The 26,827-nt window shown below is 61.8% G+C and carries 27 protein-coding genes and 1 tRNA gene; all 28 read left to right on the top strand.

Going from position 1 to position 26,827, the window contains the following annotated elements; all coding sequences use genetic code 11:
• Positions 1 to 41 precede the first annotated feature (41 nt).
• A complete protein-coding gene (locus GM672_RS14160; protein ID WP_188915853.1) occupies positions 42 to 2,792 on the top strand; it encodes a type VI secretion system Vgr family protein in 2,751 nt (916 codons plus the stop codon).
• Between the two features lie 35 nt (positions 2,793 to 2,827).
• Positions 2,828 to 4,000: an esterase/lipase family protein gene (locus GM672_RS14155; RefSeq protein WP_229417735.1), complete on the top strand. Its 1,173-nt coding sequence runs from the start codon at positions 2,828 to 2,830 to the stop codon at positions 3,998 to 4,000.
• Positions 4,001 to 4,027: 27 nt separating this feature from the next.
• The gene (locus tag GM672_RS29225; protein WP_229417734.1) at positions 4,028 to 4,597 is read left to right on the top strand and encodes a hypothetical protein; all 570 of its coding nucleotides are present in this window, start codon (positions 4,028 to 4,030) and stop codon (positions 4,595 to 4,597) included.
• Positions 4,594 to 6,006 (top strand): T6SS immunity protein Tli4 family protein, encoded by a 1,413-nt coding sequence (locus GM672_RS14150; protein WP_155471178.1) that lies wholly within the window; start codon positions 4,594 to 4,596, stop codon positions 6,004 to 6,006. Before GM672_RS29225 ends, GM672_RS14150 begins: the two co-directional genes overlap by 4 nt.
• Positions 6,003 to 7,109 (top strand): T6SS immunity protein Tli4 family protein, encoded by a 1,107-nt coding sequence (locus tag GM672_RS14145; RefSeq protein WP_155471177.1) that lies wholly within the window; start codon positions 6,003 to 6,005, stop codon positions 7,107 to 7,109. The genes GM672_RS14150 and GM672_RS14145 overlap by 4 nt, the downstream gene beginning before the upstream one ends.
• Positions 7,110 to 7,112: 3 nt before the next feature.
• Positions 7,113 to 7,379 carry a PAAR domain-containing protein gene (locus GM672_RS14140; protein WP_155471176.1) on the top strand — a complete coding sequence of 89 codons (267 nt, stop codon included), beginning with the start codon at positions 7,113 to 7,115 and terminating at the stop codon, positions 7,377 to 7,379.
• A gap of 73 nt (positions 7,380 to 7,452) precedes the next feature.
• Positions 7,453 to 8,439 carry an NAD(P)H-quinone oxidoreductase gene (locus tag GM672_RS14135; protein WP_155471175.1) on the top strand — a complete coding sequence of 329 codons (987 nt, stop codon included), beginning with the start codon at positions 7,453 to 7,455 and terminating at the stop codon, positions 8,437 to 8,439.
• A gap of 94 nt (positions 8,440 to 8,533) precedes the next feature.
• A complete protein-coding gene (gene tpiA / locus GM672_RS14130; RefSeq protein WP_155471174.1) occupies positions 8,534 to 9,283 on the top strand; it encodes a triose-phosphate isomerase in 750 nt (249 codons plus the stop codon).
• A gap of 74 nt (positions 9,284 to 9,357) precedes the next feature.
• The gene (secG, locus tag GM672_RS14125) at positions 9,358 to 9,789 is read left to right on the top strand and encodes a preprotein translocase subunit SecG (protein ID WP_155471173.1); all 432 of its coding nucleotides are present in this window, start codon (positions 9,358 to 9,360) and stop codon (positions 9,787 to 9,789) included.
• Positions 9,790 to 9,885: 96 nt separating this feature from the next.
• Positions 9,886 to 9,970, top strand: a tRNA-Leu gene (locus GM672_RS14120).
• A gap of 175 nt (positions 9,971 to 10,145) precedes the next feature.
• The gene (locus GM672_RS14115) at positions 10,146 to 10,505 is read left to right on the top strand and encodes an NADH-quinone oxidoreductase subunit A (protein WP_107143098.1); all 360 of its coding nucleotides are present in this window, start codon (positions 10,146 to 10,148) and stop codon (positions 10,503 to 10,505) included.
• Between the two features lie 3 nt (positions 10,506 to 10,508).
• The gene (locus tag GM672_RS14110) at positions 10,509 to 10,985 is read left to right on the top strand and encodes a NuoB/complex I 20 kDa subunit family protein (protein WP_107143097.1); all 477 of its coding nucleotides are present in this window, start codon (positions 10,509 to 10,511) and stop codon (positions 10,983 to 10,985) included.
• 17 nt (positions 10,986 to 11,002) lie between these two features.
• Positions 11,003 to 11,596, top strand: coding sequence for an NADH-quinone oxidoreductase subunit C (locus GM672_RS14105; protein WP_155471172.1), 594 nt, complete (start codon positions 11,003 to 11,005; stop codon positions 11,594 to 11,596).
• Positions 11,596 to 12,849 (top strand): NADH-quinone oxidoreductase subunit D, encoded by a 1,254-nt coding sequence (locus tag GM672_RS14100; protein ID WP_155471171.1) that lies wholly within the window; start codon positions 11,596 to 11,598, stop codon positions 12,847 to 12,849. The genes GM672_RS14105 and GM672_RS14100 overlap by 1 nt, the downstream gene beginning before the upstream one ends.
• 16 nt (positions 12,850 to 12,865) lie before the next feature.
• Positions 12,866 to 13,342, top strand: a complete 477-nt coding sequence (gene nuoE / locus GM672_RS14095; RefSeq protein ID WP_155471170.1) for an NADH-quinone oxidoreductase subunit NuoE — start codon at positions 12,866 to 12,868, stop codon at positions 13,340 to 13,342.
• Entirely contained in the window at positions 13,339 to 14,637 is a 1,299-nt protein-coding gene (gene nuoF / locus GM672_RS14090; RefSeq protein ID WP_155471169.1) for an NADH-quinone oxidoreductase subunit NuoF, read from the top strand. Before nuoE ends, nuoF begins: the two co-directional genes overlap by 4 nt.
• A gap of 9 nt (positions 14,638 to 14,646) precedes the next feature.
• Positions 14,647 to 16,989, top strand: coding sequence for an NADH-quinone oxidoreductase subunit NuoG (gene nuoG / locus GM672_RS14085; RefSeq protein ID WP_155471168.1), 2,343 nt, complete (start codon positions 14,647 to 14,649; stop codon positions 16,987 to 16,989).
• Positions 16,989 to 18,068, top strand: coding sequence for an NADH-quinone oxidoreductase subunit NuoH (gene nuoH, locus GM672_RS14080; protein WP_155471167.1), 1,080 nt, complete (start codon positions 16,989 to 16,991; stop codon positions 18,066 to 18,068). Before nuoG ends, nuoH begins: the two co-directional genes overlap by 1 nt.
• A gap of 12 nt (positions 18,069 to 18,080) precedes the next feature.
• A complete protein-coding gene (gene nuoI, locus GM672_RS14075) occupies positions 18,081 to 18,569 on the top strand; it encodes an NADH-quinone oxidoreductase subunit NuoI (RefSeq protein ID WP_155471166.1) in 489 nt (162 codons plus the stop codon).
• A 28-nt stretch (positions 18,570 to 18,597) separates the two neighbouring features.
• Positions 18,598 to 19,239: an NADH-quinone oxidoreductase subunit J gene (locus GM672_RS14070; protein ID WP_155471165.1), complete on the top strand. Its 642-nt coding sequence runs from the start codon at positions 18,598 to 18,600 to the stop codon at positions 19,237 to 19,239.
• Entirely contained in the window at positions 19,236 to 19,544 is a 309-nt protein-coding gene (gene nuoK / locus GM672_RS14065; RefSeq protein WP_028104269.1) for an NADH-quinone oxidoreductase subunit NuoK, read from the top strand. The genes GM672_RS14070 and nuoK overlap by 4 nt, the downstream gene beginning before the upstream one ends.
• Positions 19,545 to 19,581: 37 nt before the next feature.
• Entirely contained in the window at positions 19,582 to 21,681 is a 2,100-nt protein-coding gene (gene nuoL, locus GM672_RS14060; RefSeq protein WP_155471164.1) for an NADH-quinone oxidoreductase subunit L, read from the top strand.
• A 25-nt stretch (positions 21,682 to 21,706) separates the two neighbouring features.
• A complete protein-coding gene (locus GM672_RS14055; RefSeq protein WP_155471163.1) occupies positions 21,707 to 23,209 on the top strand; it encodes an NADH-quinone oxidoreductase subunit M in 1,503 nt (500 codons plus the stop codon).
• Between the two features lie 22 nt (positions 23,210 to 23,231).
• On the top strand, positions 23,232 to 24,719 hold the full coding sequence (nuoN, locus tag GM672_RS14050) for an NADH-quinone oxidoreductase subunit NuoN (RefSeq protein ID WP_155471162.1): 1,488 nt from the start codon (positions 23,232 to 23,234) through the stop codon (positions 24,717 to 24,719).
• Positions 24,719 to 25,045 carry a DUF2818 family protein gene (locus GM672_RS14045; RefSeq protein WP_155471161.1) on the top strand — a complete coding sequence of 109 codons (327 nt, stop codon included), beginning with the start codon at positions 24,719 to 24,721 and terminating at the stop codon, positions 25,043 to 25,045. Before nuoN ends, GM672_RS14045 begins: the two co-directional genes overlap by 1 nt.
• Positions 25,046 to 25,140: 95 nt before the next feature.
• The gene (locus GM672_RS14040; RefSeq protein WP_155471160.1) at positions 25,141 to 25,701 is read left to right on the top strand and encodes an NUDIX domain-containing protein; all 561 of its coding nucleotides are present in this window, start codon (positions 25,141 to 25,143) and stop codon (positions 25,699 to 25,701) included.
• 1 nt (position 25,702) lies between these two features.
• Positions 25,703 to 26,410 (top strand): hypothetical protein, encoded by a 708-nt coding sequence (locus GM672_RS14035; RefSeq protein ID WP_155471159.1) that lies wholly within the window; start codon positions 25,703 to 25,705, stop codon positions 26,408 to 26,410.
• A 53-nt stretch (positions 26,411 to 26,463) separates the two neighbouring features.
• Positions 26,464 to 26,827, top strand: a 364-nt coding sequence (locus GM672_RS14030) for an IspD/TarI family cytidylyltransferase (protein WP_155471158.1), incomplete at its 3' end; no start/stop codon positions are given.

The following is a 26,827-nucleotide window of genomic DNA, read 5'->3' as shown; positions in this document are numbered from 1 at the left end:
TTCGCCTGCTCGCCTGCATGCGCTCCGGTGGAGGTGTACCAATGAATCTGATGGATCTGACAGAAGCGATCGCAGGCTTATCGGAGTCGAACCGGCCCATCCGCCTGCGACTATCGCAGGGGAACGAGGTCTTCGACGATGTCCTGATGGTCCAGCGGGTGAGCGGTGCCGAAACCCTGTGCGGCGGACTGGAATATCGGCTCCTGTGTGTTTCGGCCCGTGCCGATCTACCTTTGAAACAGTTTATCGCCGCACCGGTGGAACTGCAGTTCGTGACCGACCGGGGCGATTTGCGCGCTGTCTGTGGGATTGTCGCGCAAGCTGCCGCTGGCCAGAGCGACGGCGGGCTGGCCACCTACCAGCTGGTTCTGCGTGACGGTCTGGCCTTGATGGAGCATCGCACCAACACCCGCATCTTCCGCAACCGCGACGAGCTCGATATTTCCAGGATCATCCTGGATGAATGGCGCCAGAAGAATTCGCTGCTGGCGATGGCCTTCGATGTGGACTGGTCGCATCTGACCGGCAGCTACCCGGCGCGCGAGTTCACGATGCAGCACAACGAGTCCGATGCCCATTTCCTGCGCCGTCTGTGGAAACGGCGCGGCATCGCATGGTTCATCCAGCCGGGTAAAGCCAGCGAGTCGACAGACCAGAGCACGCCGGCTCATACGCTGGTGTTGTTCGATGACGCTCACAGCCTCGCGGAAAACCTTGCCGGCACCATTCGTTATCACCGGGATGCCGGCACCGAAGAACAAGACACCGTGACCGCGTGGAGCCCCGTTCGTACCCTCAGACCCGGCAACGTCACGCGCAACAGCTGGAATCACGCGCAGGCGAAATTGAGCCACAGCGCCACGCCTTCGTGTATCGATCAGGGCCTGCTCGGCAATGAGTTTGCGCTGGGGCTGGACGATTACCTGATCGACATGCCCCAGGCTGGTCATGACGGCGAGGACTACCGCCAACTGGGTGACTTGCGCATGAAACGACATGAGTTCGAATCGAAGTGTTTTCATGGCGAGAGCAGCGTGCGCGCACTGTGCGTCGGCCAGTGGGTGAGTCTGGCAGGCCATCCGGAGATCGATACCCACCCGGAGCACGAGCGCCAGTTCGTCGTCACCCAGCTCGAGGTTGATGCCGAGAACAACCTGCCGAAGGCACTGAACGAACGCATCCAGCGGCTGTTTGCCATCACGCGGTGGGAAGGCTTTGCAGGCGTCGATGGCTTGCAACAGGCCAGTCGCGAGAGGGGCATGCGATATACCAATCGTTTTTCCTGCGTACGCAGGGGCATACCGATCGTTCCCGCATTCGACCCCCGCACCGACCTGCCACGGCCCCGGCTGCAAAGTGCTGTCGTTGTCGGGCCGCCTGGCGAGGAGGTGCACTGTAACGAAAATGGCGACGTCAAGGTTCGCTTTCCGGGCACGAGGCCGCAGGACCACGGCCATGCCGGCGATGCAGGAGCCAGCGATAGCGATCGCGACTCGGACTGGGTACGGGTGGCCAGCAACTGGGCCGGCGACCGCTGCGGCGCCATAGCGCTGCCGCGCGTCGGTGACGAGGTCATCATCGATTTCCTCGGCGGCGACCCGGACAAGCCGATCATTGTTGCACGGGTGTACGGCGGCATGACCCCGCCACCCGCCTTCAGCCATACCGGCACGTTGCCGGGCAACAGATTTGTGGCGGGTATCAAAAGCCGGGAAGTGCAAGGCTCTCGCTGCAACCAGTTGCGACTCGACGACACACCAGGCCAGATCAATGCCCAGCTTTCTTCCGAGCACGGACACAGCCAGTTGAACCTGGGCTGGCTGACGCACCCCCGCAGCGAAGGCAAAGGCACGGCGCGCGGCGAGGGTGCCGAGTTGCGCAGCGATCAAGCCGTCGCGATAAGGGGCGCGCATGGCGTCCTGATCAGCGCTGCCGGCAGTGCAGGCGCCGGTGGCAATCAGCTGGACCGTGCTGAGCTGACAAGCTTGCTGGAAGTGTTGCATGGCATCCAGCAGCACCTGGCCGAATTGTCGACCGCGCACCACGCCGAAGGTACCGACAACGCAGGACTCAAGCAGCTGGGCCTGAACCTTGAGCAATGGGCCGCAGGCAGCAATGCCGAACGCGACGGGCAGGGCGAAGGCTGTCAACCTGTCGTGGCCGTGTCGGCGCCGGCTGGCTTGGCATTGACGAGCCAGGCCAACGTTGCCCTGGGTGCGCAAACCCAGGTCGACCTGGTCAGCATGGGCAACATGCAACTGTCGGTCGGCAAAAAACTGCTGGCGCGCGTATCGGACAGCATCAGCCTGTTCGCCCACAAGCTCGGCATCAAGCTGGTTGCCGCCAGCGGCAAGCTCGACCTGCAAACGCATGGCGGCGATATCGAAATCACGTCCGCGAAACGTCTTGTGCTGACCGCCATCGACGAAATCGTGCTGCAGGCGCCGAAGCTGCGCTTCGTGGCGCAAGGCGTGCAAGTCGACATGGGCGGCGGCAGCATTACCCAGCAAAGCAGCGGCGAGCACACGATCAAGTCATCCAAATTCGCTCATCTCGGCGCCGGTGACGGCGAGGTTCCTGACGTCGAACTGCCCAGCACCAAGGCGGTCCACGATCAGCAAATCGTGCTGCGGTGGGTGGGAACGGACGAACCGATGAAGAACCAGCGTTACCGCATCACGACGGAGGATGGCCGCACGATTGAAGGCCGTACCGACAACGGCGGTTTGACGGAGCGGTTCGAGCACAGCATTGCTTTTGGTAGCTATACCGTCGAGGCACTTGACGACTGATACTCCGGCGACCGCATCGTATAAGGACCGCACACATGACCAAAGCTGAACACCCGCTGCCGGCGCAGCAAAACACCAACGCGGCGCGCAAGGCCGAAGGCTTCGCAACGCCGAAGCAGGACCAGAAACCGCAATGCGCGAGATTTCTTCCGAAGCGTGTGCTGCCGGTTATTTTCCTGCCCGGGATTATGGGCTCGAATTTGCGGATGAGTGCGGAGCGGCAGGCGATGCTGAAGAAAGAAGACAATATCGCCTGGCGTCCCGACACGCTCGGAGCCACGGACGCATACGGTGCCTCTAACGAAAGACCGCAAGATCGCCAACTGGCGCTGGACCCGCAATGCACGACCGTGGATATTTATGATCCATCCGGCCCGCCTGGAATCAGTGGTGATGGGCGTCACGAGAATGTGGAGCTGGACAGCGACTACCCATCTCCATTGCTAATCGACGACCCGTCCAATGTAAAAAATGGGCGTACCGCGGTGCAAAAGGCCAGGTCGCGCGGCTGGGGTGAAGTGTATTTCAAAAGTTATGGCCAGCTGTTGCAGCATATGGAGTCACGTCTCAACAATACTTTCCATGACGGTAAGCTCAGGGAGGAATGGCGTGACGTCGTGGGAGCGGACACAAAGGATTGGTGGCCGGTGCCCGAACTTCCGCAGGCCAAGCTGACTGAAGAGGAGTTCAAGGAAGTCGTAAGCGGGTGCTGGTTTCCTGTCTACGCGTTTGGATATAACTGGCTGCAGTCGAATGGCCTCAGCGCCCAGTTTATTGCGAAGCGAATCAAAGGGGTAATCGAGGGGCTGTGGAAAAACGGGTACGAGTGTCACCAAGTCATCATCGTTACCCACTCGATGGGTGGGCTGGTCGGGCGCGCACTGGTTCACCCTGATTTCGGCAACCTTAAAGACAGCGTCGCAGGGATAGTCCATGGCGTGATGCCGGCAATTGGCGCCCCTGCAGCCTACAAGCGCATCAGGGCGGGATTTGAAGATCCGGGCCTGCTGAGAGCTCCCAAAGGTAGCATCGGCGCGAAGGTGGCCGGCAATTACGGCGATGAAGTTACTGCCGTACTGGCAAATTCTCGCGGAGGACTGGAGCTGTTGCCCACAGAAGCGTACGGCAACGGCTGGTTGCGGGTCGTACACAAGGGACGAGACCTGGATACCTGGCCGAAGAACGGAAATCCATATGCTGAGATCTAAAAGACCGAAGGTAAATGGTATTCGCTGTTGCGCAAGGAGTGGATCAACCCAAGCGGGCTGCCGCCCGACAAAGGCGGTGGCTCCTTCAAGCGGACCAGCGACTATCTAGACAAGGCGCAATTTCTTCACAATAAAATTGTTAATACGTTTCATCCCAACAGTTATGCTCACTACGGCGCGGATGCCAAGCACGCCAGCTACGGTGAGGTGGTTTGGGAAATCAGCGATTACTGCGCAGACACGACCGGGTGGCAGGAATGGCCTATTGTCTATGACACGCGGCAGGGCAGGCTCGAAGTCGCAAGGTGGGAGAAAAATCAATCCAATATGCCATTTTCGAAAGGAATGACGTTTGGAAAACCAGCCTCGATCTATGCAACGCTACAGTCAGCTACAGCGCCTGGAGACCAAACCGTTCCTGTCCGTTCTGCCGATCACCAACTACGCAGTGGAAAATTCAAGGGCGTATTTCGCCAAACCGGCTACGAACACCAATCCAGCTATGAGGATAAAGACGTCATTGCTTCTACACTCTACTGCATCGTTCGTATTGCGCAGCAGGCGAAGTGGGTTTGCGTAAAGGAACTCCTTGCATGAATCTGATCCAAAAACTCTCTCTTTACTATTTTGCAGCGCTGTGTATCACTCTTGCCGGCTGTAACCATGACTCACCAGAATATAGGACTCCAAACATGACCGCGCTCACGCCCCGCTTGCAAGTGGTGTTCGAAAAGACGAAGACCGTCTGCTTTGGCCGGTTCGTGGTCGATGTGCCTGAATCCGCCATAGTAGCTTGGGGTGAGTCTTCCGTTGACCTTGGGATAGCGATCTATCCAGGCGATGCGACCAAGACTAACGAGGCAGCGCACAAATTCATTGATGAGCTCAAGAATACAAAGGCGATTTACCACGACTACATCCCATTGTTTTTGTCTGAAGAGCACATTGCTCATCCGCCGGGAAAAATCATAACTGGTTATGAAGGCTTTGATGCCGTCAACGGCTTGGTGATTAATGGGTATTTCAATTGGGATGCCGATGGAATTGTTATCGATGCCCGTCCATTGCAGGAAGATCGCGGCCGAGCTATTTCTACGATAAAAAGTATCGCCGAGCGCCTTCGCCCCCGCCGCCAAGATGAAATTCCTTCAGGTCCTGGCAATTGTCTCGAGCATGCTTTTCTTGCGGATCGGCCCGAAGCAAGTGTAGAGTCGTCGATTGAGCATATTCGTATCGGTTTCCGCTTAAGGGAATTCCCAGATACACATCTGTCGATTTTCGTCGGCCCATCAAATCCCTACCATTCCGAGGGCAATTCTCTCGAATGGCAACTCGCACGTCGAGAAAAAGAGCACAGAGCTGAGAGCCTGACTCACCCACTATTGCATACGAAGTATTTCCGTAGAGGCCCGCGTCAGATTCACGACTGGATAAACGGCTGGGAAGCAGTGTCGCGTTCGCCAGACCAGCCGGGAACGTATGGCATTCACGACTTTGTTCTGGATGTAAAAGGCGTGCCCACGGATGTTTTCAAGCCTTATGCAGATATCAGGATGCAAACCGGCGTCAAAGGAAATCTTGCTGGCGCCGTCAAACCCAGCCTGACCGATGAAGAAGCAATTGCCGTCTGGGACAAAATCACCAGCTCAATCCGCGTTCGCCCGACAAGTGCAGCTCCAGCCAAGACGGGCACCGCGCCACGGCTTCCGCTTGGAGAGAAAGTGGCGACAGGAAACGCCTGTCCGCTCGGAGGCTGGTGGGAGTCCAGTGCACCGGGCTTGCTACAAGCCGGTCGCCGCCAGCGGTTCAAGACGGGCGATGCCATGCCTCCCGTGGTTGTTGCCGCTACTCCAACGCTGTGGCAGAAGATCAAGGGAGAACGGCCGACCTTCCAGGTGGCGGGCGTATGGAAGCTGGTTGGCTACGACGACGAGCCTGCAGCATTACAGGCTTCGTCGGCGCAAGGCACCGCTGTGAGTCCAGCGGATCGCGGAGCCGGTGCATGAGACCCGCCGGCCGGCTGAGCGCCATTTTACTTGTGACTACAAGCCTCGTGCTTTCCGGCTGCGAGCATGAGCGTAGTCTCAATGCGCCTGATATGAGTACGCTCGCGCCCCGCCTGCAGGTCTCCTTCGAAAAAATGAAAAGTGTCTGCTTTGGACGGTTTCTTGTTGATGTCCCGGCATCTGCTGCCGTGGTCTGGGGACATGCCTCTATGGAGCTAGGTGTGGATTTCTATCCAGCGGGCGCAAATCAGGTAATGGATATGGCAAAGGCGTTTTCGGAAAATCTTAAAAATACGCATGCTATCCATCTGGATAATATCCCCATTTTTCTGGCTGAAGAAGAAATAACTCAGCCACCAGGAACGATCATATCTGGGCTGGAGGGGTTTGATGCAATAAACGGGTTGAAGATTGAAGGATACTTTCGGTGGGGAGGCGAAGGACTGGTCATCTCAGCACGACCGCTGCGGGAAGATCGAGCGGATACGATTGCTGAAATGAAAAGTATTGTTCGGCGGCTTCGTCGTCGGGATGAAAATGAGGTTCCTAGGGAAGCAGGAAACTGCTTGGAATATGCGTTCCTGGCGGATAAGTCGATGACTGGCAATAAGACACCAATTGAACATGTTCGTATCGGCTTCCGCTTGAAAGAATTTCCGGATACGCATTTGTCGATCTATATCGGTCCATCCAATCCTCACTATTCAGAAGGAAACTCACTAGAGTGGCAGCTCGCACGCCTGGAGGAGCGGCAGAGAGCGGAGGACCCAAATCATCCGCTACTGCAAACAAAATATTTCCGCAGAGGTGAACGGAAAATCCATCAATGGCTGAACGGCTGGGAGGCAGTGTCGCGCTCGCCAGACCGGGATGGGTTTCACGGCACCCACGAATTTGTCATGCACGTTCGGGGCGTCCCCAAAGATGTCTACAAACCCTACGCGAACATCCAGATGCAAACCGGTATCAAAGGCAATACCGCCGGAGCCATCAAACCCACCCTGACCGACGAAGAAGCCGTGGCAGTGTGGGACAGGATCACCAGCTCGATCCGCGTGCGTCCCACCAGCTCGGCTCCCTCCAATGCAAACGACAAAGGCTAGACGATGCCAAATGTAATCCGGCTTGGCGATGCCACCTCCCACGGCGGCAAGGTGGTCAGTGTGAAGGCGAAGCACTTCACGGTCGGCGGCATCGCTGTCGCCTGTGTCGGGGACAAGTGCACTTGTCCCATCAAGGGTCACGACGTCTGCACCATCGCCGAGGGCGATCCCCATCACGTCATCAACGGCGTCGCGGTGGCCTACGACGGCCATAAAACCACGTGCGGCGCAACCCTCCTGGCCTCGACGAAGGACTTTCGCGGCGCCTAGATTCCATCCGCCTGCGCGCCCGCGCAAAATCCCGCCCTTGCGCTAAAATCAATCCTTTAACGAAAGGACAACCATGCGCGCGATCGAGATCACCAAGCCGGGCGGACCGGAAGTCTTGCGGCTGTGCCAGCGCCCGATGCCGGAGCCGAAGGCGGGGGAAGTGCGCATCCGCGTGCATGCGGCCGGCATCAACCGGCCCGACGTGTTCCAGCGGATGGGCAACTATGCGCCGCCGCCGGGGGCTTCCGATCTGCCGGGGCTGGAAGTGGCCGGCGAGATCCTCGATGGCGACCTGGCCAATTCGCCCTTCAAGGCGGGCGACATGGTGTGTGCGCTGGTGCAGGGCGGGGGCTATGCGGAGTTCGTGACGGCGCCCATCGCGCAGTGCCTGCCCGTGCCGCAGGGGCTGTCGCCGCTGGAGGCGGCGTCGCTGCCGGAGAATTACTTTACCGTGTGGAGCAATGTGTTCGACCGCGCGCGGCTGGGGGCGGGCGAGTCGCTGCTGGTGCAGGGCGGCACGTCCGGTATCGGCGTCACGGCCATCCAGCTGGCCCATGCGATGGGCAACCGCGTGTTCGCCACCGCCGGCAGCGAGGACAAGGCGCGGGCCTGCGAGCAGCTGGGCGCGGAGCGGGGCATCAATTACCGCCACGAGGACTTCGCCGCCGTCGTCAAGCAGCTGACGGGCGACAATGGCGTCGACGTCATCCTCGACATGGTCGGTGGCGACTATCTGGAACGGGAAATCAACTGCCTGGCCGACGACGGCCGCATCGCCATCATCGCGCTGCTGGGCGGCGCCAAGGGCACCCTGGACATGGGACAAGTGCTGCGCCGCCGCCTGACCGTCACCGGTTCCACCTTGCGCCCCCGTTCGGTGGCCTTCAAGGGCGCGATTGCCCGCCAGCTGCAGGAGAAAGTGTGGCCCCTGTTCGGCGAAGGGCGCATCAAGCCCGTCATCTACGAGAGCTTCCCCCTGGAGCAGGCGGCCGACGCGCACGCGCTGATGGAGGCGTCGACCCACGTCGGCAAGATCATGCTGCAGGTGATCAAACCCTAGGCTGGCGGGCCCGGCGACGTTGCCGGTTTGACCCGGCTTTGCCGGCCACGTTACAATTGCGGGTTTAACGTTTTATCAACCCGCCCGGAGTAATATGCGTCGCAAACTGGTCATCGGCAACTGGAAAATGAACGGCAGCCTTGCCGCGAATTCGGTATTATTACGCGGCATCGTGGCCGGCTATGCCGCGAAGAATGCCGATTGCGGCGTCTGCGCCCCGGCGCCATATCTGGCACAATGCCAGTCCGAGCTGACGGGAACGCCCGTGGCCTGGGGGGCGCAGGACGTGTCCGCCTATGCCGCCGGCGCCTACACGGGCGAGGTGGCGGCGTCGATGCTGCAGGATTTCGGCTGCCGCTACGTGCTGTGCGGTCACTCCGAGCGGCGCGCGTACCATCACGAAACCAACGAAGTCGTGGCGCAGAAGGTGCTGGCGGCGCACAATGCCGGCCTGACGCCGGTCGTTTGCGTGGGCGAGACTTTGGCCGAGCGCGAAGCAGGGCGGACCAATATTGTTGTATGTGCGCAACTGCAAGCCGTGCTGGATGTGCTGGAAGCGGCGGCGGTGGAAAAGATCGTGCTGGCGTATGAGCCGGTCTGGGCCATCGGCACGGGCAAGACGGCCACGCCGGCCATGGCCCAGGAAGTGCACGCGATGCTGCGCAAGCTGGTGGCCGAGCGCAATCCGGTGGCGGCGGCGAACCTGCAGATCCTGTACGGCGGCAGCATGAAGCCGGAGAATGCGCGCGAGCTGCTGGCGCAGGCCGACATCGATGGCGGCCTGATCGGCGGCGCGGCCCTGAAGGTGGCGGATTTCCTCGCCATCGTGCATGCGGCCGAGTAAAGAATCATTTAACCAAGCTTAACCAGGCCAAAAGCCCGGGTATCAACCAAGCATCAACTGAGAATTGGAATAGCATGAACACCTTGTTCAATCTGGTCGTCGTAGTTCAGGTCCTGTCTGCACTGGCCATCATCGCCCTCGTGCTGCTGCAGCACGGCAAAGGCGCCGACATGGGCGCCGCCTTCGGTTCCGGCGCATCCGGCAGCCTGTTCGGCGCCACCGGCTCATCGAACTTCATGTCCAAGATGACGGCCGTGGCGGCCACCGTGTTCTTCGCCGCTACCCTGGGTATCTCGGTGCTGGCCACGCAGCGCACCGCCGGTACCGGCGGCGTGCTGTCGAACATCACGGTGCCCGTCACCGGTTCGGCCGCGATCCCTGCCGCGAATGCGCCGGCACCGGCCACGACGCCTGCCGCGCCTGCAACGACGCCAGCCGCTCCAGCGACGACGCCAGCCGCCCCGGCGCCGGCCAATGGCGCGCCAGCGAACACGATTCCGAAGTAAAACTAATAAGTATTGAGTTTCTTCCGCTTTTCTTCTTGATTTGACGCAAACGCGATTAACAAAATGCGTAAAGACGAGTAGAATAGCGGCCTTAATGCCGACGTGGTGAAATTGGTAGACACGCTATCTTGAGGGGGTAGTGGCGCAAGCTGTACGAGTTCGAGTCTCGTCGTCGGCACCATAGATTTGAGAAGCCAGCACAAGGCGCCTGAGTTGCCCTCATGCCTGCAGCTGGTTTTTTTACGAGGATGTGTCGTTTGATCCTGGTCTCAGCGTTTGATTGGGGTCGAGCGTTGGCTGTACCGTCAGGTACAGCACTGTCCTGACGATCGTTCAACAACAGCTGTGATCCTACCGTGAACCTCGAAAATTACTTCCCCGTACTTCTGTTCCTGCTCGTCGGCCTCGGTGTCGGCGTAGTGCCCCAGGTGCTTGGCCGTCTGCTCGGGCCCCACAAGCCCGATGCGGCGAAACTCTCCCCTTACGAGTGCGGCTTCGAAGCCTTCGAAGACGCACGCATGAAGTTCGACGTGCGTTACTACCTCGTCGCGATCCTGTTTATTTTGTTCGACCTGGAAACTGCATTCTTCTTCCCGTGGGGCGTCTCCATGCGCGAACTGGGCTGGCAGGGCTTCGTGACGATGATGGTGTTCATCGCCGAATTCGTTGTCGGTTTTTGGTATATCTGGAAGAAAGGTGCCCTTGATTGGGAATAAGCCATGGCTATTGAAGGCGTATTAAACGAAGGTTTCATCACCACCTCGGCCGACAAGCTGATCAACTGGGCGCGTACCGGGTCGATGTTCCCGATGACGTTCGGTCTGGCCTGCTGTGCGGTCGAAATGATGCACGTGGGCGCTGCCCGTTATGACATGGACCGCTTCGGCGTCGTGTTCCGCCCATCGCCGCGCCAGTCCGACGTGATGATCGTCGCCGGTACGCTGTGCAACAAGATGGCACCGGCACTGCGCAAGGTGTATGACCAGATGTCCGAGCCGCGCTGGGTCATCTCGATGGGCACCTGCGCCAATGGCGGCGGCTACTATCACTACTCGTACTCGGTGGTGCGCGGTTGCGACCGCATCGTGCCCGTCGACATCTACGTGCCGGGCTGCCCGCCGACCGCCGAGGCACTGCTGTACGGCATCCTGCAGCTGCAAAACAAGATCAAGCGCACCAATACGATCGCACGTTAAACGGGGCGCGCAAAAATATGACAACACATCTGGAAGCATTGCAGGGCGCCCTGGCCGGCGTCCTGGGGGAGCGCGTCGCCACGACGACCGCGCTGGGTGAAATCACCCTCGTCGTCAAGGCCAACGACTATCACGCCGTCATGCAGACGCTGCGCGACAATGCCGCACTGGGGTTCGACACTTTGATCGACCTGTGCGGCGTCGACTATTCCACCTACGGCGAAGGCACGTGGGAAGGCCCGCGCTTCGCGGCCGTCTCGCACCTGCTGTCGGTCAAGCACAACTGGCGCGTGCGCGTACGCGTGTTCTGCCCGGACGACGACATGCCGATCGTGCAAAGCGTCACCGATATCTGGCGTGCTGCAAACTGGTACGAGCGCGAGGCGTTCGACCTGCTGGGCATCCTGTTCGAAGGTCACAGCGACCTGCGCCGCATCCTGACCGACTACGGCTTCATCGGCCACCCATTCCGCAAGGACTTCCCGGTGTCCGGTTACACGGAAATGCGTTACGACGCCGAGCAGAAGCGCGTGATGTACCAGCCGGTAACGATCGAGCCGCGCGAAAACGTGCCGCGTGTGATCCGTGAAGAAAAATACGGGATGAAATAATGGCTGAGATTAAGAATTACACCCTGAACTTTGGTCCGCAGCACCCGGCCGCGCACGGCGTGCTGCGCCTGGTGCTGGAGCTGGACGGCGAGGTGATCCAGCGTGCCGACCCCCATATCGGCCTGCTGCACCGCGCCACCGAGAAGCTGGCCGAACAGAAGACCTACCTGCAGAACGTGCCGTACATGGACCGTCTCGACTACGTGTCGATGATGTGCAACGAGCACGGCTACGTGATGGCCATCGAAAAGCTGCTGGGCCTGGAAGTGCCCCTGCGCGCCCAGTACATCCGCGTCATGTTCGACGAGATCACCCGTATCCTGAACCACCTGATGTGGCTGGGCGCGCACGCGCTGGACGTCGGTGCCATGGGTCCGTTCCTGTACTGCTTCCGCGACCGTGAAGACCTGTTCGACTGCTACGAAGCCGTGTCGGGCGCGCGCATGCACGCGGCCTACTACCGCCCAGGCGGCGTCTACCGCGACCTGCCGGATGCGATGCCGCAGCACCGCGAGTCGACCATTCGCAGCAAGAAGGAAATCAACAAGCTCAACGAAGACCGCCAGGGCTCCCTGCTGGACTTCCTGGAAGCGTTCACGAACCGTTTCCCGACCTACGTCGACGAATACGAAACCCTGCTGACCGACAACCGTATCTGGAAACAGCGTACCGTCGGTATCGGCGTCGTGTCGCCGGAAGACGCGCTGGCCATGGGCTTCACGGGCGCCATGCTGCGCGGCTCGGGCGTGCAGTGGGACCTGCGCAAGAAGCAGCCTTACGAGGTCTACGACCTGATGGACTTCGACGTGCCGATCGGCACCAACGGCGACTGCTACGACCGCTACCTGGTGCGCGTGGAAGAACTGCGCCAGTCGAACCGCATCATCAAGCAGTGCATCGAGTGGCTGCGCAATAATCCCGGTCCCGTCATCACGGACAACCGCAAGATCGCGCCGCCGTCGCGCGTGGACATGAAGTCCAACATGGAATCGCTGATTCACCACTTCAAGCTGTTCCAGGAAGGCTTCCACGTGCCACCGGGCGAAGCGTATGCCGCCGTGGAACACCCGAAAGGCGAATTCGGCATCTATATCGTCTCCGACGGTGCCAACAAGCCCTACCGCCTGAAGATTCGTGCCCCGGACTATGCCCACCTGCAAAGCCTGGATGAAATGGCGCGCGGCCACATGATTGCCGACGCCGTGACCATCATCGGCACGCAAGACATCGTTTTCGGCAGTATCGACCGATAAAGAGGCGGAAAGAATTATGTTATCTGAGCAGTGTTATAAAAAAATCGACCGTGAGTTGGCCAAGTACCCGGCCGACCAGCGCCAGTCGGCCGTGATGGCCGCGCTGGCCCACGCCCAGGTGGAACTGGGTTGGGTCTCGCCGGAAACCATGAAGGAACTGGCCGACTACATCGGCATGCCGGCCATCGCCGTGCAGGAAGTGGCCACCTTCTACAACATGTACAACCTGAAACCCGTCGGCAAGCACAAGATCACCGTGTGCACCAACCTGCCATGCGCCCTGTCGGGCGGCGTGAAGGCCGGTGAGCACCTGAAGCACAAGCTGGGCATCGACTACCGCGGCACCACCGACGACGGCGCATTCACCCTGATGGAAGGGGAGTGCATGGGCGCCTGCGGCGACGCACCCGTGATGCTGGTGAATAACCACCGCATGTGCAGCTTCATGAACAACGACAAGATCGACGCCCTCGTGGAGGAACTGAAGAAATGACTTCCCTGCACGACCGTCACATCAATCCGCTGATCCTGAAGGACCTGAACGGCGAAAACTGGCACCTGGAAGACTACGTCAAGCGCGGTGGCTACTCCGCGCTGCGCAAGATCCTGGAAGAGAAGATCACGCCGGAAGCCATCATCGCCGACCTGAAGACGTCGGGCCTGCGCGGCCGCGGCGGCGCCGGTTTCCCCACGGGCCTGAAGTGGAGCTTCATGCCGCGCCAGTTCCCGGGCCAGAAATACCTCGTCTGCAACACGGACGAAGGCGAGCCGGGCACGTTCAAGGACCGCGACATCATTCGCTACAACCCGCACTCGCTGATCGAGGGCATGGCCATCGGCGCGTATGCGATGGGCATCACCGTGGGCTACAACTACATCCACGGCGAGATCTTCCAGGACTACCTGCGCTTCGAGGAAGCGCTGGAAGAGGCGCGTGCCGCCGGCTTCCTGGGCGACAAGATCATGGGCAGCGAGTTCTCGTTCCAGCTGCACGCCCACCATGGCTACGGCGCCTACATCTGCGGCGAGGAAACGGCGCTGCTGGAGTCGCTGGAAGGCAAGAAAGGCCAGCCGCGCTTCAAGCCGCCATTCCCGGCCTCGTTCGGCCTGTACGGCAAGCCGACCACGATCAACAACACGGAAACCTTCGCGGCCGTGCCGTTCATCCTGAACATCGGCGCCGAGAACTACCTGGGCCTGGGCAAGCCGAACAACGGCGGCACGAAGATCTTCTCGATCTCCGGCGACGTCGAGCGTCCGGGCAACTACGAGGTGCCGCTGGGTACTCCGTTCGCCAAGCTGATGGAGCTGGCCGGTGGCATGCGCGGCGGCAAAAAGATCAAGGCCGTCATTCCCGGCGGTTCGTCCGCTCCGGTGGTGCGTGGCGAGATCATGATGCAGACCGACCTGGACTACGATTCGATCGCCAAGGCCGGCTCGATGCTGGGCTCGGGTGCCGTCATCGTCATGGACGAGACGCGCTGCATGGTCAAGGCGCTCGAGCGCCTGTCCTACTTCTACTACGAGGAATCGTGCGGCCAGTGCACGCCGTGCCGTGAAGGCACGGGCTGGATGTACCGGATGATCCACCGCATCGAAAACGGCCAGGGTCGCCAGACCGACCTGGACATGCTGAACTCGATCGCGGACAACATCCAGGGCCGCACCATCTGCGCGCTGGGCGATGCGGCGGCGATGCCGGTCCGCGCGTTCATCAAGCAATTCCGCGAAGAATTCGAATATCACGTCGAGCACAAGCACTGCCTGGTGCCTGTCTCGGCTTTCTAAGTGATCATCATGGTTGAAATCGAAATTGACGGCAAGAAGGTAGAAGTCCCACCGGGTTCCATGGTGATGGACGCTGCCAACAAACTGGGGACGTATATCCCGCACTTCTGCTATCACAAGAAATTGTCGATCGCGGCGAACTGCCGGATGTGCCTGGTTGAAGTGGAAAAGGCGCCGAAGCCCTTGCCAGCCTGCGCCACGCCGGTGTCGGCGGGCATGATCGTGCGTTCGCACAGCGAGAAGGCGGTCCAGGCGCAGAAGAGCGTCATGGAATTCCTCTTGATTAACCACCCGCTCGATTGCCCCATCTGCGACCAGGGCGGCGAGTGCCAGCTGCAGGATCTGGCGGTCGGCTACGGCAAGAACAGCTCGCGCTACGAGGAAGACAAGCGCGTCGTCGTGCCCAAGGATGCCGGCCCGCTCGTGTCCATGAAGGAAATGAGCCGCTGCATCCACTGCACCCGTTGCGTGCGTTTCGGCCAGGAAGTGGCCGGCGTGATGGAACTGGGCATGCTGGGCCGCGGCGAACACGCGGAGATCACCACCTTCGTCGGCGAAGCGGTCAGCTCGGAAATGTCGGGCAATATGATCGACCTGTGCCCCGTGGGCGCGCTGACGTCGAAGCCGTTCCGCTACAGCGCCCGGACGTGGGAACTGTCGCGCCGCAAATCCGTGTCGCCGCACGATGGCCTCGGTGCCAACCTGATCGTCCAGGTCAAGCAGGGCAAGGTCAAGCGCGTGCTGCCGCTGGAAAACGAAGCCATCAACGAGTGCTGGATTTCCGACAAGGACCGCTTCTCGTACGAGGCCCTGGACAGCGCCGAACGCCTGACGCAGCCGATGCTGAAGCAGGGCGGCGCCTGGAAAGAGGTCGACTGGCAGACGGCACTGGAATACGTGGCGCACGGCCTGAAGAACATCAAGCATGAACACGGCGCCGATGCGATCGCCGCCTACGGCACGGCCCATTCGACGGTCGAAGAGCTGGCCCTGCTGAAGAAGCTGGTGCACGGCGTCGGTTCCGAGAACGTGGACTTCCGCCTGCGCCAGAGCGACTTCGCGCTGGACGGCGAAGTCACGCCCTGGCTGGGCATGCCCGTCGCGCAGGTGAGCAACCTGCACGGCGCGCTGGTGATCGGCTCCTTCCTGCGCAAGGATCATCCGCTGCTGGCCACGCGCCTGCGCGCTGCCGCCAAGAACGGCGCCAAGATCGCGCTGGTGGGTGCCACCGGCGACGACAGCCTGATCAACGTGAGCCGCCGCATCGTGGCCGCGCCGTCGGACTGGCTGGCCGTGCTGTCCGGTATCGTCGCCGCCGTCGCGCAAGCCAAGGGCGAGCCGGCACCGGCAGGCTTCGACAATGTGGAAGCGAATGACGCGGCCAAGGCCGTCGCCGCGGGCCTGCTGTCGGGTGACGCGGAAACGCGCAACCATGCCGTCTTCCTGGGCAACGCCGCCGTGCACCACCCGCAGGCGTCGCAGATCCACGCCGCCGCGCAGTGGATCGCCACGGCCACGGGTGCCACCCTGGGCGTGCTGACGGAAGCGGCCAACACGGTGGGCGGCTACCTGGTCGGCGCCGTCGCGCCGAAGGCAGCTCCCGCATTCTCCGCGCCGAAGAAGGCGTACCTGCTGCTGAACGCCGAACCGGAACTGGATGCGGCCAACCCGCAGGCCGCCGTCGCCGCGCTGAAGGCCGCCGAGATGGTCGTCGTCATGTCGGCCTTCAAGCACGGCGCGGACTATGCCGACGTGCTGCTGCCGATCGCGCCGTTCGCCGAAACCTCGGGTACCTTCGTCAACTGCGAAGGCCGGGCACAAAGCTTCAACGGCACCGTCAAGCCGCTGGGCGAAGCACGTCCGGCGTGGAAGGTGCTGCGCGTGCTGGGCAACATCCTCGGCCTGCCGGGCTTCGACTACGAAACGTCGGAAAGCGTGCGCGACGAAGTGCTGGGTGCCGGCGTTGCCGACCTGTCGGCCAAGCTGTCGAACAAGACGAAACTGGCCGTTACCGCCGCCGCTTTTGGTGCCGGCGACAAGCTGGAACGTGTCACCGACGTGCCGATCTACTTCGCCGACGCGCTGGTGCGCCGTTCGGCACCGCTGCAGGCCACGCCTGACGCGGCCCCGCCGGTGGCGCACATCTCCACGGCCCTGGCCGAGCAGATCGGCGTCAAGAGCGGCGACATGTTGCAGGTGCTGCAAGGCGCCGGTTCCGCGATCCTGGCGGCCCGTGTCGACGCGGCGCTGCCGGCCAACGTGGTACGCGTACCGGCGGCCCACGCATCGACGGCAACCTTGGGCGACATGTTCGGCCCGATCTCGGTTGCCAAAGCAGGGGAGGGCAAATAATGGCGCTGGAATTCGTCAACACCATCAACACCAATGGCGCCGAGCTGCTCGGCCCCGTGTGGCCGTTTGCCTGGACCATGATCAAGCTGCTGTGCGTGCTGCTGCCGCTGATGGGCCTGGTCGCCTACGCCACCCTGTGGGAGCGCAAGCTGATCGGCTGGATCCAGATCCGTATCGGCCCGAACCGGGTCGGTCCGATGGGCCTCCTGCAGCCCATCGCCGACGCGCTGAAACTGCTGTTCAAGGAAATCGTCATCCCGACCAAGGCCGTGAAAAGCCTGTTCGTGATCGGTCCCGTGATGACCATCATGCCGGCGCTGGCCGCCTGGTCGGTGGTGCCCTTCGGCCCGGAAGCGGTGCTGGCCAACGTCAACGCCGGCCTGCTGCTGCTGCTGGCGATCACGTCGATGGAAGTCTACGGCATCATCATCGCCGGCTGGTCGTCCAACTCGAAGTACTCGTTCATGGGCGCCATGCGCGCGTCGGCCCAGATGATTTCGTATGAAATCCCGATGGGCTTCGCGCTGGTGGTCGTGCTGATGGTGTCCGGTTCGCTGAACTTCATCGACATCGTCAACGGCCAGGGCCGCGGCTACTTCGCCGACATGGGCGTGTCGTTCATGTCGTGGAACTGGCTGCCGCTGCTGCCGCTGTTCGTCATCTACCTGGTGTCCGGCCTGGCCGAGACCAACCGCCACCCGTTCGACGTCGTCGAGGGCGAGTCCGAGATCGTCGCCGGTCACATGGTCGAATATTCGGGCATGTCGTACGCGATGTTCATGCTGGCCGAATACGCCAACATGATCCTGATCGGTACGCTCGCCTCGATCATGTTCCTGGGCGGCTGGCAGGCACCGTTCAAGTTCCTCGAATTCTGGGGCGGCTTCGGTGGCTTCTTCTGGCTGTTCGCCAAGTCCTTCTTCATCGTCTCGGTGTTCATCTGGGTGCGTGGTACCTTCCCGCGTTACCGCTACGACCAGATCATGCGTCTGGGTTGGAAGGTATTCATTCCGTTGACGCTGTTCTGGCTGGTCGTTGTCGCCGCCTGGATGCAGACGTCCTGGAACATTTGGAAGTAAGGGAAGCGCAAAATGGAACGAGTAAAAGACTTTTTCGGCAGCCTGCTGCTGTCCGAACTGTTCAAGGGTATGGCGCTGACGGGCAAATATATGTTCTCGCGCAAGATCACCGTGCAGTACCCGGAAGAGAAGACGCCGATGTCGCCCCGCTTCCGCGGCCTGCACGCGCTGCGCCGCTATCCGAACGGCGAAGAACGCTGCATCGCCTGCAAGCTGTGCGAAGCGGTGTGCCCGGCCATGGCCATCACGATCGAGTCCGAGCAGCGTGACGACGGCACCCGCCGTACCACGCGCTACGACATCGACCTGACCAAGTGCATCTTCTGCGGCTTCTGCGAGGAATCCTGCCCGGTCGACTCGATCGTCGAGACGCACGTGCTGGAATACCACGGCGAGAAACGCGGCGATCTGTACTACACCAAAGAGATGCTGCTGGCCGTCGGCGACCGCTACGAGGGCGACATTGCTGCCGCCCGCGCGGCCGACGCGGCGTACCGCTGATCGCCCCCGAAACTGATCAGGATTGTTTATGGACTTTATAACCGTATTGTTTTACGTGTTCTCGACCATCATGGTGGTGGCCGCTGCACGCGTGATCACGGCGCGCAACCCCGTGACGGCGGCACTGTTCCTGGTGCTGGCCTTCTTCCAGGCCGGCGGCATCTGGATGCTGCTGAAAGCCGAGTTCCTGGCCATCGTGCTGGTGCTGGTGTATGTCGGCGCCGTCATGGTGCTGTTCCTGTTCGTCGTCATGATGATCGACATCGACCAGGAGAAGCTGCGTGCCGGCTTCTGGAACTACCTGCCGGTCGCCTCCATCATCGGCGGCATCATCGTGCTGGAAATGGCCTCCGTGCTGTGGCGTACCTACGGCGTGGCCGGTCCCCAGGCACCGGAAGCTGCCGGCACCATCGGCAACACCAAGGAACTGGGCAAGCTCATTTACACGCAGTACATCTATGCGTTCGAGATCGCCGCCGTGATCCTGCTGCTGGCCATCGTCGCCGCCGTCGCGCTGACCCTGCGCAAGCGCAAGGACATCAAGTACTTCGATCCGGGCGAGGCCGTGCGCGTCAAGCGCAATGACCGCCTGAAGATCGTCAAGATGGACGCGGTGAAAACGGACGCGAAACTGCTGGCCGAAGCTGCCGCAACGAAGGAGGCACCATGACTTTATCGCTGGCACACTACCTGGTCCTGGGCGCGATCCTGTTCGCGATCTCGATCGTGGGTATTTTCCTGAACCGCAAGAACGTCATCGTGCTGCTGATGGCCATCGAACTGATGCTGCTGGCAGTGAACATGAACTTCATCGCGTTCTCGCACTACCTGGGCGATGCGGCCGGGCAGATCTTCGTCTTCTTCATCCTGACCGTGGCGGCCGCCGAATCGGCGATCGGCCTGGCAATCCTGGTGGTGATGTTCCGTAACCTGGACACCATCAACGTAGAAGACCTCGACAGCCTCAAAGGCTAGTTATTAACCCTCGAATAATAAACAGACAAGGTTCATCATGACGGGGCTTAACCCTAACCTTCTTCTTGCCGTTCCGCTTGCGCCGCTGGCAGGTTCCGCGATCGCGGGCCTGTTCGGCACGAAGTTCTTCGGTAACGTGGCCGGCCGCAAGGTATCGACAGTGGCCACCATCCTGGGCGTGCTGGTCGCGTTCCTCATTTCGTTCCAGACCCTGATGCAGGTGATGGACGGTGCCACCTACAACGGCACCGTGTACCGCTGGATGACGGTGGCCGGCATCGACCTGGTGGTCGGCTTCCAGATCGACTCGCTGACGGCGATGATGATGTGCGTCGTGACCTTCGTGTCGCTGATGGTGCACATCTACACCATTGGATATATGGCTGAGGATGAAGGTTACAACCGCTTCTTCTCCTATATTTCGCTGTTCACCTTCTCGATGCTGATGCTGGTGATGTCGAATAACTTCCTGCAGCTGTTCTTCGGCTGGGAAGCGGTCGGCCTGGTGTCGTACCTGCTGATCGGCTTCTGGTACAAGCGTCCGACGGCCATCTTCGCCAACATGAAGGCCTTCCTCGTCAACCGCGTGGGCGACTTCGGCTTCATCCTCGGCATTGGCCTGCTGCTGGCCTACGCCGGCACGATGGACTACCAGGAAGTGTTCGCCAAGCGCGAACAGCTGGCCACCCTGACCCTGCCGGGCACCGACTGGATGCTCATCACGGTCGCCTGCATCTGCCTGTTCATCGGCGCCATGGGCAAGTCGGCCCAGTTCCCCCTGCACGTGTGGCTGCCCGACTCGATGGAAGGCCCGACCCCGATCTCCGCACTGATCCACGCGGCGACGATGGTCACGGCCGGCATCTTCATGGTGGCGCGCATGTCGCCGCTGTTCGAGCTGTCCGACACGGCGCTGTCCTTCGTGCTGGTGATCGGTTCGATCACGGCGCTGTTCATGGGCTTTTTGGGCATCATCCAGAACGACATCAAGCGCGTCGTCGCGTACTCGACCCTGTCGCAGCTGGGCTACATGACCGTCGCGCTGGGCGCGTCGGCCTACTCGGTCGCCGTGTTCCACCTGATGACCCACGCCTTCTTCAAGGCGCTGCTGTTCCTCGGCGCGGGCTCAGTCATCATCGGCATGCACCACGACCAGGACATCCGCAACATGGGCGGCCTGCGCAAGTACATGCCGATCACGTGGATCACGTCGCTGCTCGGTTCCCTGGCCCTGATCGGCACGCCCCTGTTCTCGGGCTTCTACTCGAAGGACTCGATCATCGAGGCGGTGCACGCGACCCATATCGCCGGTGCCGGCTTCGCCAACTTCGCCGTGCTGGCAGGCGTGTTCGTCACCGCGTTCTACTCGTTCCGCATGTACTTCCTCGTCTTCCACGGCAAGGAGCGCTTCGGCCAGGCGCACGCGCATGACCATCATGATCACCATGCGCCGGCCAAGGCCGCCCATGGCGACCCGCACGCGCTGCACGATTCGGATGCGCACCATGAAGAGGAAGACGATGACCACGGCCACCACGGCCTGGCCCCGGGCGAGAAACCGCACGAGTCGCCGTTCGTCGTCTGGTTCCCGCTGGTGATGCTGGCGATTCCTTCGGTGATCATCGGCTTCCTGGCCATCGGCCCGATGCTGCACGGCGACTTCTTCAAGAACGTCATCTTCGTCGGCGAAAGCCACCACGCGATGCGCGAACTGGCGGCCGAGTTCCATGGCCCGCTGGCGATGGCGATCCATGGCCTGATGACGGCACCGTTCTGGCTGGCCCTGGGCGGCGTGGTCGCGGCTTACTACTGCTACATGGTCAACCCGCGCGTTCCCGCCTGGTTCTACGACAAGTTCAAGTTCCTGCACACGCTGCTGGACAACAAGTACTACATGGACGCGTTCAACCAGGCCGTGTTCGCCAAGGGTGCCCGCGTGCTGGGCAACGGCCTGTGGCAGGTCGGCGACCGGACCATCATCGATGGCTTCCTGGTCAACGGCAGCGCCAAGCTGGTGGGCTGGTTCTCGTCGCTGGCACGCCTGGGCCAGACCGGTTACATCTATCACTACGCATTCGTGATGATCATCGGCATCCTGGGCTTCCTGGTGTATTTCCTGCCGTTCTGGCATGCCTAACACCGACACGCAAAAGAGATAAAAGATGCAGTCAACAACAACTATCACTCCTTACCTGAGCCTGTCGATCTGGCTGCCGGTCCTGTTCGGGCTGATCATCCTGGCGATCGGCCGTGACTCGCGTGCCGGGCTGGTGCGCGTGCTGGCCCTGGTCGGCTCGATCGTCTCGCTGCTGCCGACGATCCCGCTGTTCACGCAGTTCGACAATGCCGCCCACGGCATGCAGTTCGTCGAGAAGGCGCCGTGGATCGAGCGCTTCAATATCTTCTACTCGCTCGGTATCGACGGCCTGTCGCTGTGGTTCGTGCCGCTGACGGCCTTCATCACGATCATCGTCGTCATCTCGGCCTGGGAAGTGATCCAGGAACGCGTGGCCCAGTACATGGGTGCCTTCCTGATCCTGTCGGGCCTGATGATCGGCGTGTTCACGGCGATGGACGGCCTGCTGTTCTACTTCTTCTTCGAAGCGACCCTGATCCCGATGTACATCATCATCGGCGTCTGGGGCGGTGCCAACCGCGTCTACGCGGCGTTCAAGTTCTTCCTGTACACCTTCCTCGGCTCGCTGCTGACCCTGGTGGCCGCCATCTACCTGTACAACAAGTCGGGCAGCTGGGACATCCTGACGTGGCACCAGCTGCCGCTGACGATGTCGGAGCAGATCGCCATCTTCGTGGCCTTCTTCATGGCGTTCGCCGTCAAGGTGCCGATGTTCCCCGTCCACACGTGGCTGCCGGACGTCCACGTCGAAGCACCCACGGGCGGCTCGGCCGTGCTGGCCGCCATCATGCTGAAGCTGGGCGCCTACGGCTTCCTGCGTTTTTCGCTGCCGATCGTGCCGGACGCATCGCACTACCTGGCGCCCGTCGTCATCGTGCTGTCGCTGATCGCCGTCATCTACGTCGGCCTGGTGGCGATGGTGCAGCAGGACATGAAGAAACTGGTGGCCTACTCGTCGATTGCCCACATGGGCTTCGTCACGCTGGGCTTCTTCATGTTCAACGACATGGGCACCCAGGGCGCGATCATGCAGATGATCTCGCACGGCTTCGTCTCCGGCGCCATGTTCCTGTGCATCGGCGTACTGTACGACCGTGCCCACTCGCGCCAGATCGCCGACTACGGCGGTGTCGTCAACAAGATGCCGCGCTTCGCCGCCTTCTTCATCCTGTTCTCTATGGCCAACTGCGGCCTGCCGGCCACTTCCGGTTTCGTCGGCGAGTTCATGGTGATCCTGGGCGCCGTGCAGTTCAACTTCGTGACGGGCATCCTGGCCGCGACCGCGCTGATCCTGGGCGCCGCCTACTCGCTGTGGATGGCCAAGCGCGTCATCTTCGGCAAGGTGACGAACCACCACGTGGCCGAGCTGACCGATATCAACAGCCGCGAATTCCTGATGCTGGGCATCCTGGCGATCGCGGTGCTGGTGATGGGCCTGTATCCGGCGCCGTTCACCGACACGATGCAGACCTCCGTGGCCGACCTGCTCAAGCATGTCGCCCAGAGCAAGCTCGCCATTGCACAATGATCGCAGATAGGACCCTAGTTTCATGACCGAGAATCCCAACCTGATCCCGATCTATGCAGAGATCTTCCTGGTGGTCGCCACCTCGGCGATCCTGCTGATCGACATGTTCCTGTCCGAGGCCAAGCGCGGCATCACGTATGCGATGTCGCTGCTGGCCCTGGTGGGCTGCGCCTGGTTCACCTTCGCCGATTTCAGCGCGGGCACGACCACGTACACCTTCTACAACATGGTCGTGTCCGACCCGATGGGTAACCTGCTCAAGCTGTTTACCTACCTGACCGTCGGCGTCACCTTCATCTACTCGCGCCAGTACACCCACGAGCGCGGCATGCTGGGCGGCTCGCTCGGCGGCGAGTTCTACGTGCTGGCCCTGTTCTCGATGCTGGGCCAGATGGTGATGATCTCGGCGAACAACTTCCTGTCCATCTACCTGGGCCTGGAACTGATGTCGCTGGCGACCTACGCCCTGGTGGCCCTGCGCCGCGACCATTCGATGTCGACCGAAGCGGCGATGAAGTACTTCATCCTGGGCGCGCTGGCCTCCGGCTTCCTGCTGTACGGGATGTCGATGCTGTACGGCGCCACCGGCACGCTGGACCTGACGGTCATGGCCAAGGCCATCGCCAGCGGTTCGATCAATCCGCAGATCCTCGTGTTCGGCGTCGTATTCATCGTCGCCGGCCTGGCCTTCAAGCTGGGCGCCGTGCCGTTCCACATGTGGGTACCGGACGTCTACCAGGGCGCGCCGACCAGCGTCACCCTGCTGCTGGGCGCCGCGCCGAAGCTGGCGACCTTCGCCATCACGATGCGCCTGCTGGTGGAAGGCCTGCTGCCGCTGGCCTTCGACTGGCAGCAGATGCTGATGATCCTGGCCGTGCTGTCGCTGGTGGTGGGTAACCTGACGGCGATCGCCCAGACCAACCTGAAGCGGATGCTGGCCTATTCGACCATCGCGCAGATGGGCTTCGTGCTGCTCGGCCTGATGGCCGGCGTCACGGGCGGCGACAGCACCAACGCACCGGCAGCCTACAGCGCCGCGATGTACTACTCGATCACGTACGTGCTGACGACGCTGGGTACCTTCGGCCTGATCATGGTGCTGTCGCGTGCCGGCCATGAAGCGGAAGAACTGGCCGACTTCAAGGGCCTGTCGAAGCGTTCGCCGTGGTTCGCCCTGGTGATGACGATGCTGATGTTCTCGCTGGCCGGCGTGCCGCCGCTGATGGGCTTCGCCGCCAAGCTGGCCGTGCTGCAAAGCGTGCTGGCCACGGGCCAGCTGTGGCTGACCGTGTTCGCCGTCATGGCCTCGCTGGTGGCCGCGTTCTACTACCTGCGCGTCATCAAGACGATGTGGTTCGACGAGCCTGTCGACACCGCGCCGATCAAGGTCGCGCTGGACAAGAACGTCGTGCTGGGCCTGAACGCAGCGCTGCTGATCGTGCTGGGCGTGATGCCCGGCCCGCTGCTGGACGCGTGCATCACGGCGATGCGCACCACGCTCGCTTCCTGATGGACGTCGGCGCTGCGGCCTGGCTGGTGATTGTCCTGGCGCTGGCCGGCGCCAACCTGCCGTTCCTGAACGACAAGGTGTTTGCCCTGGTCCCGCTGCGAGGCGGGGCGGGCAAGCACCCGGATGGCTGGCGCAAGCCCTTCATCCTGCGCTTCGCGGAACTGGCGGTGCTGTACTTCCTGGTCGGCTTCGCCGGCCTGGCGCTGGAAGGGCGCATCGGCACCGTCTTCCCGCAAACGTGGGAGTTCTACGCCATCAGCGCCTGCCTGTTCCTGGTGCTGGCCTTCCCCGGCTTCGTCTTCCGCTACCTGCGCAAGCGCCACTGATTCCCCCACGCTGAACCCAGCGCCGACCCCGGCGCCGTTGCAACTGCAACAACGCCCCGGCGCTGTTACACTGACGTTTTTTGATTGGAGCGTGCATGAGCGATGCGCACCTGAAGGAAACGAAAGTGGACGGCGCCCTGGCCTACGACGGCGGCTTCCTGAAGGTCCACAAGGACCGCGTCACGCTGCCGAACGGCAGCATCACCAACCGCGAGTACATCCGCCACCCCGGCGCAGTGGTCATCCTGCCCGTGCTGGACGATGGCCGCATCCTGCTGGAGCGCCAGTTCCGCTACCCGAACGAACAGGTCTTCATCGAATTCCCCGCCGGTAAGATCGACGAGGGCGAGGACCACCTGGCCTGCGCCAAGCGCGAGCTGGTCGAGGAGACGGGCTACACGGCGCGCGAATGGCACTACCTGACCACCATCCACAACGCCATCGCCTATTCGGACGAGCACCTGGAACTGTACCTGGCCAAGGGCCTGGTGGCGGGCGAGGCGCGGCTGGACGAAGGCGAATTCGTCGAGTGCTTCACGGCCACCCTGGACGAGATGCTGGACTGGGTCCAGGCGGGGCGCATCACGGACGTGAAGACCATCATCGGCACCTTCTGGCTCGACAAGCTGCGCCGCAACGACTGGAAGCTGGCCTGACATGAAGCCGTCGCGGGCCGTGCTGGGCGTGCTGGGCTGCCTTGCCGGCATCGCCGCACAAGCTGCACCGGCGGCCCGCACGCCGTTCCAGGTGCGCTGCGAGGATTCGATCAGCAAGACCATCTCGGTGCTGTCGGCCCGGCAGAACGGCTACACCATCAATACCCAGCTGTCGTACAAGATGCTGACGGCGATGAAGGGCGTGGCCTCGCGCAACCAGTTCGTGCTGGGGCTGACGCGCACCGAATCGCGCGTGCAGATCGGCCTGGCCGGCCCCATGCTGCAGGACCCCGTAACGGGCTACGAATGCGTGGCGCCGAAGATCTCCGTGGAGCTGACCTATGCGCCCGTGAAGGTGTACGTGGGCAGCGAGTTCCCGGTCGGGACTTGCGGCTACAACGAGATCCTGGCGCACGAGATGCGCCATATGCAGGCCTACATGGCGCACCTGCCGAAGGTGGAAAAGACCGTGTCGGCCGCGCTGGCGAAGCGCTTCGAGGGCAAACCCCTGTACGCGCCGGCCGGCACGGCCCGTTCGGCCCTGTCCTTCGAGATCGACAGCGGCTGGCTGCCCTACATCAAGGCGGAAATGGCCAAGGTGGAAGCGGTGCAGGCGCAGATCGACTCGCCGGCCGAATACGCCCGGCTGGGCAAGGTGTGCGGCGGCGAGATCCAGAAGGTGCTTGTCAGGACGCGCGCACTGCGTTAAGTTGCCGGTTTTGCTGCACTCGGCACCCTCGATCCCAGCCCCTGGTTGCAAACATGACCGATCCGACACAATCCGCCCCGCGCGCGGCTCCCCGCTATTTTGCCCTGATCCCTGCCGCCGGCGTCGGGGCCCGCATGGGCGCGGCAGGCCCGAAACAGTACCTGCCGCTGGCGGGCCGCCCCATGCTGCGCCACACCCTGCAGGCCTTCCTCGACAGTCCGCTGGTGGTGCACACCTATGTCGTCGTCAGTGTCGACGACGGCTATATCGATGCCGTCGTTGCCGACTGCGGCGCGCGCGCGACGGTGCTGCGCTGCGGCGGCGCCACGCGCATGGAATCGATCCGCAACGGCCTGCGCGCCATGCAGGGCGCCGTGGCGCCGCATGACCGCGTGCTGGTGCACGACGCCGCGCGCC

The organism is Pseudoduganella buxea, assembly GCF_009720835.1.
In the GTDB taxonomy this organism is placed as follows: Bacteria; Pseudomonadota; Gammaproteobacteria; order Burkholderiales; family Burkholderiaceae_D; genus Rugamonas; species Rugamonas buxea.
Note: the sequence above shows the minus strand (reverse complement) of the source record. Positions and strands in the feature narration are given on the sequence as shown.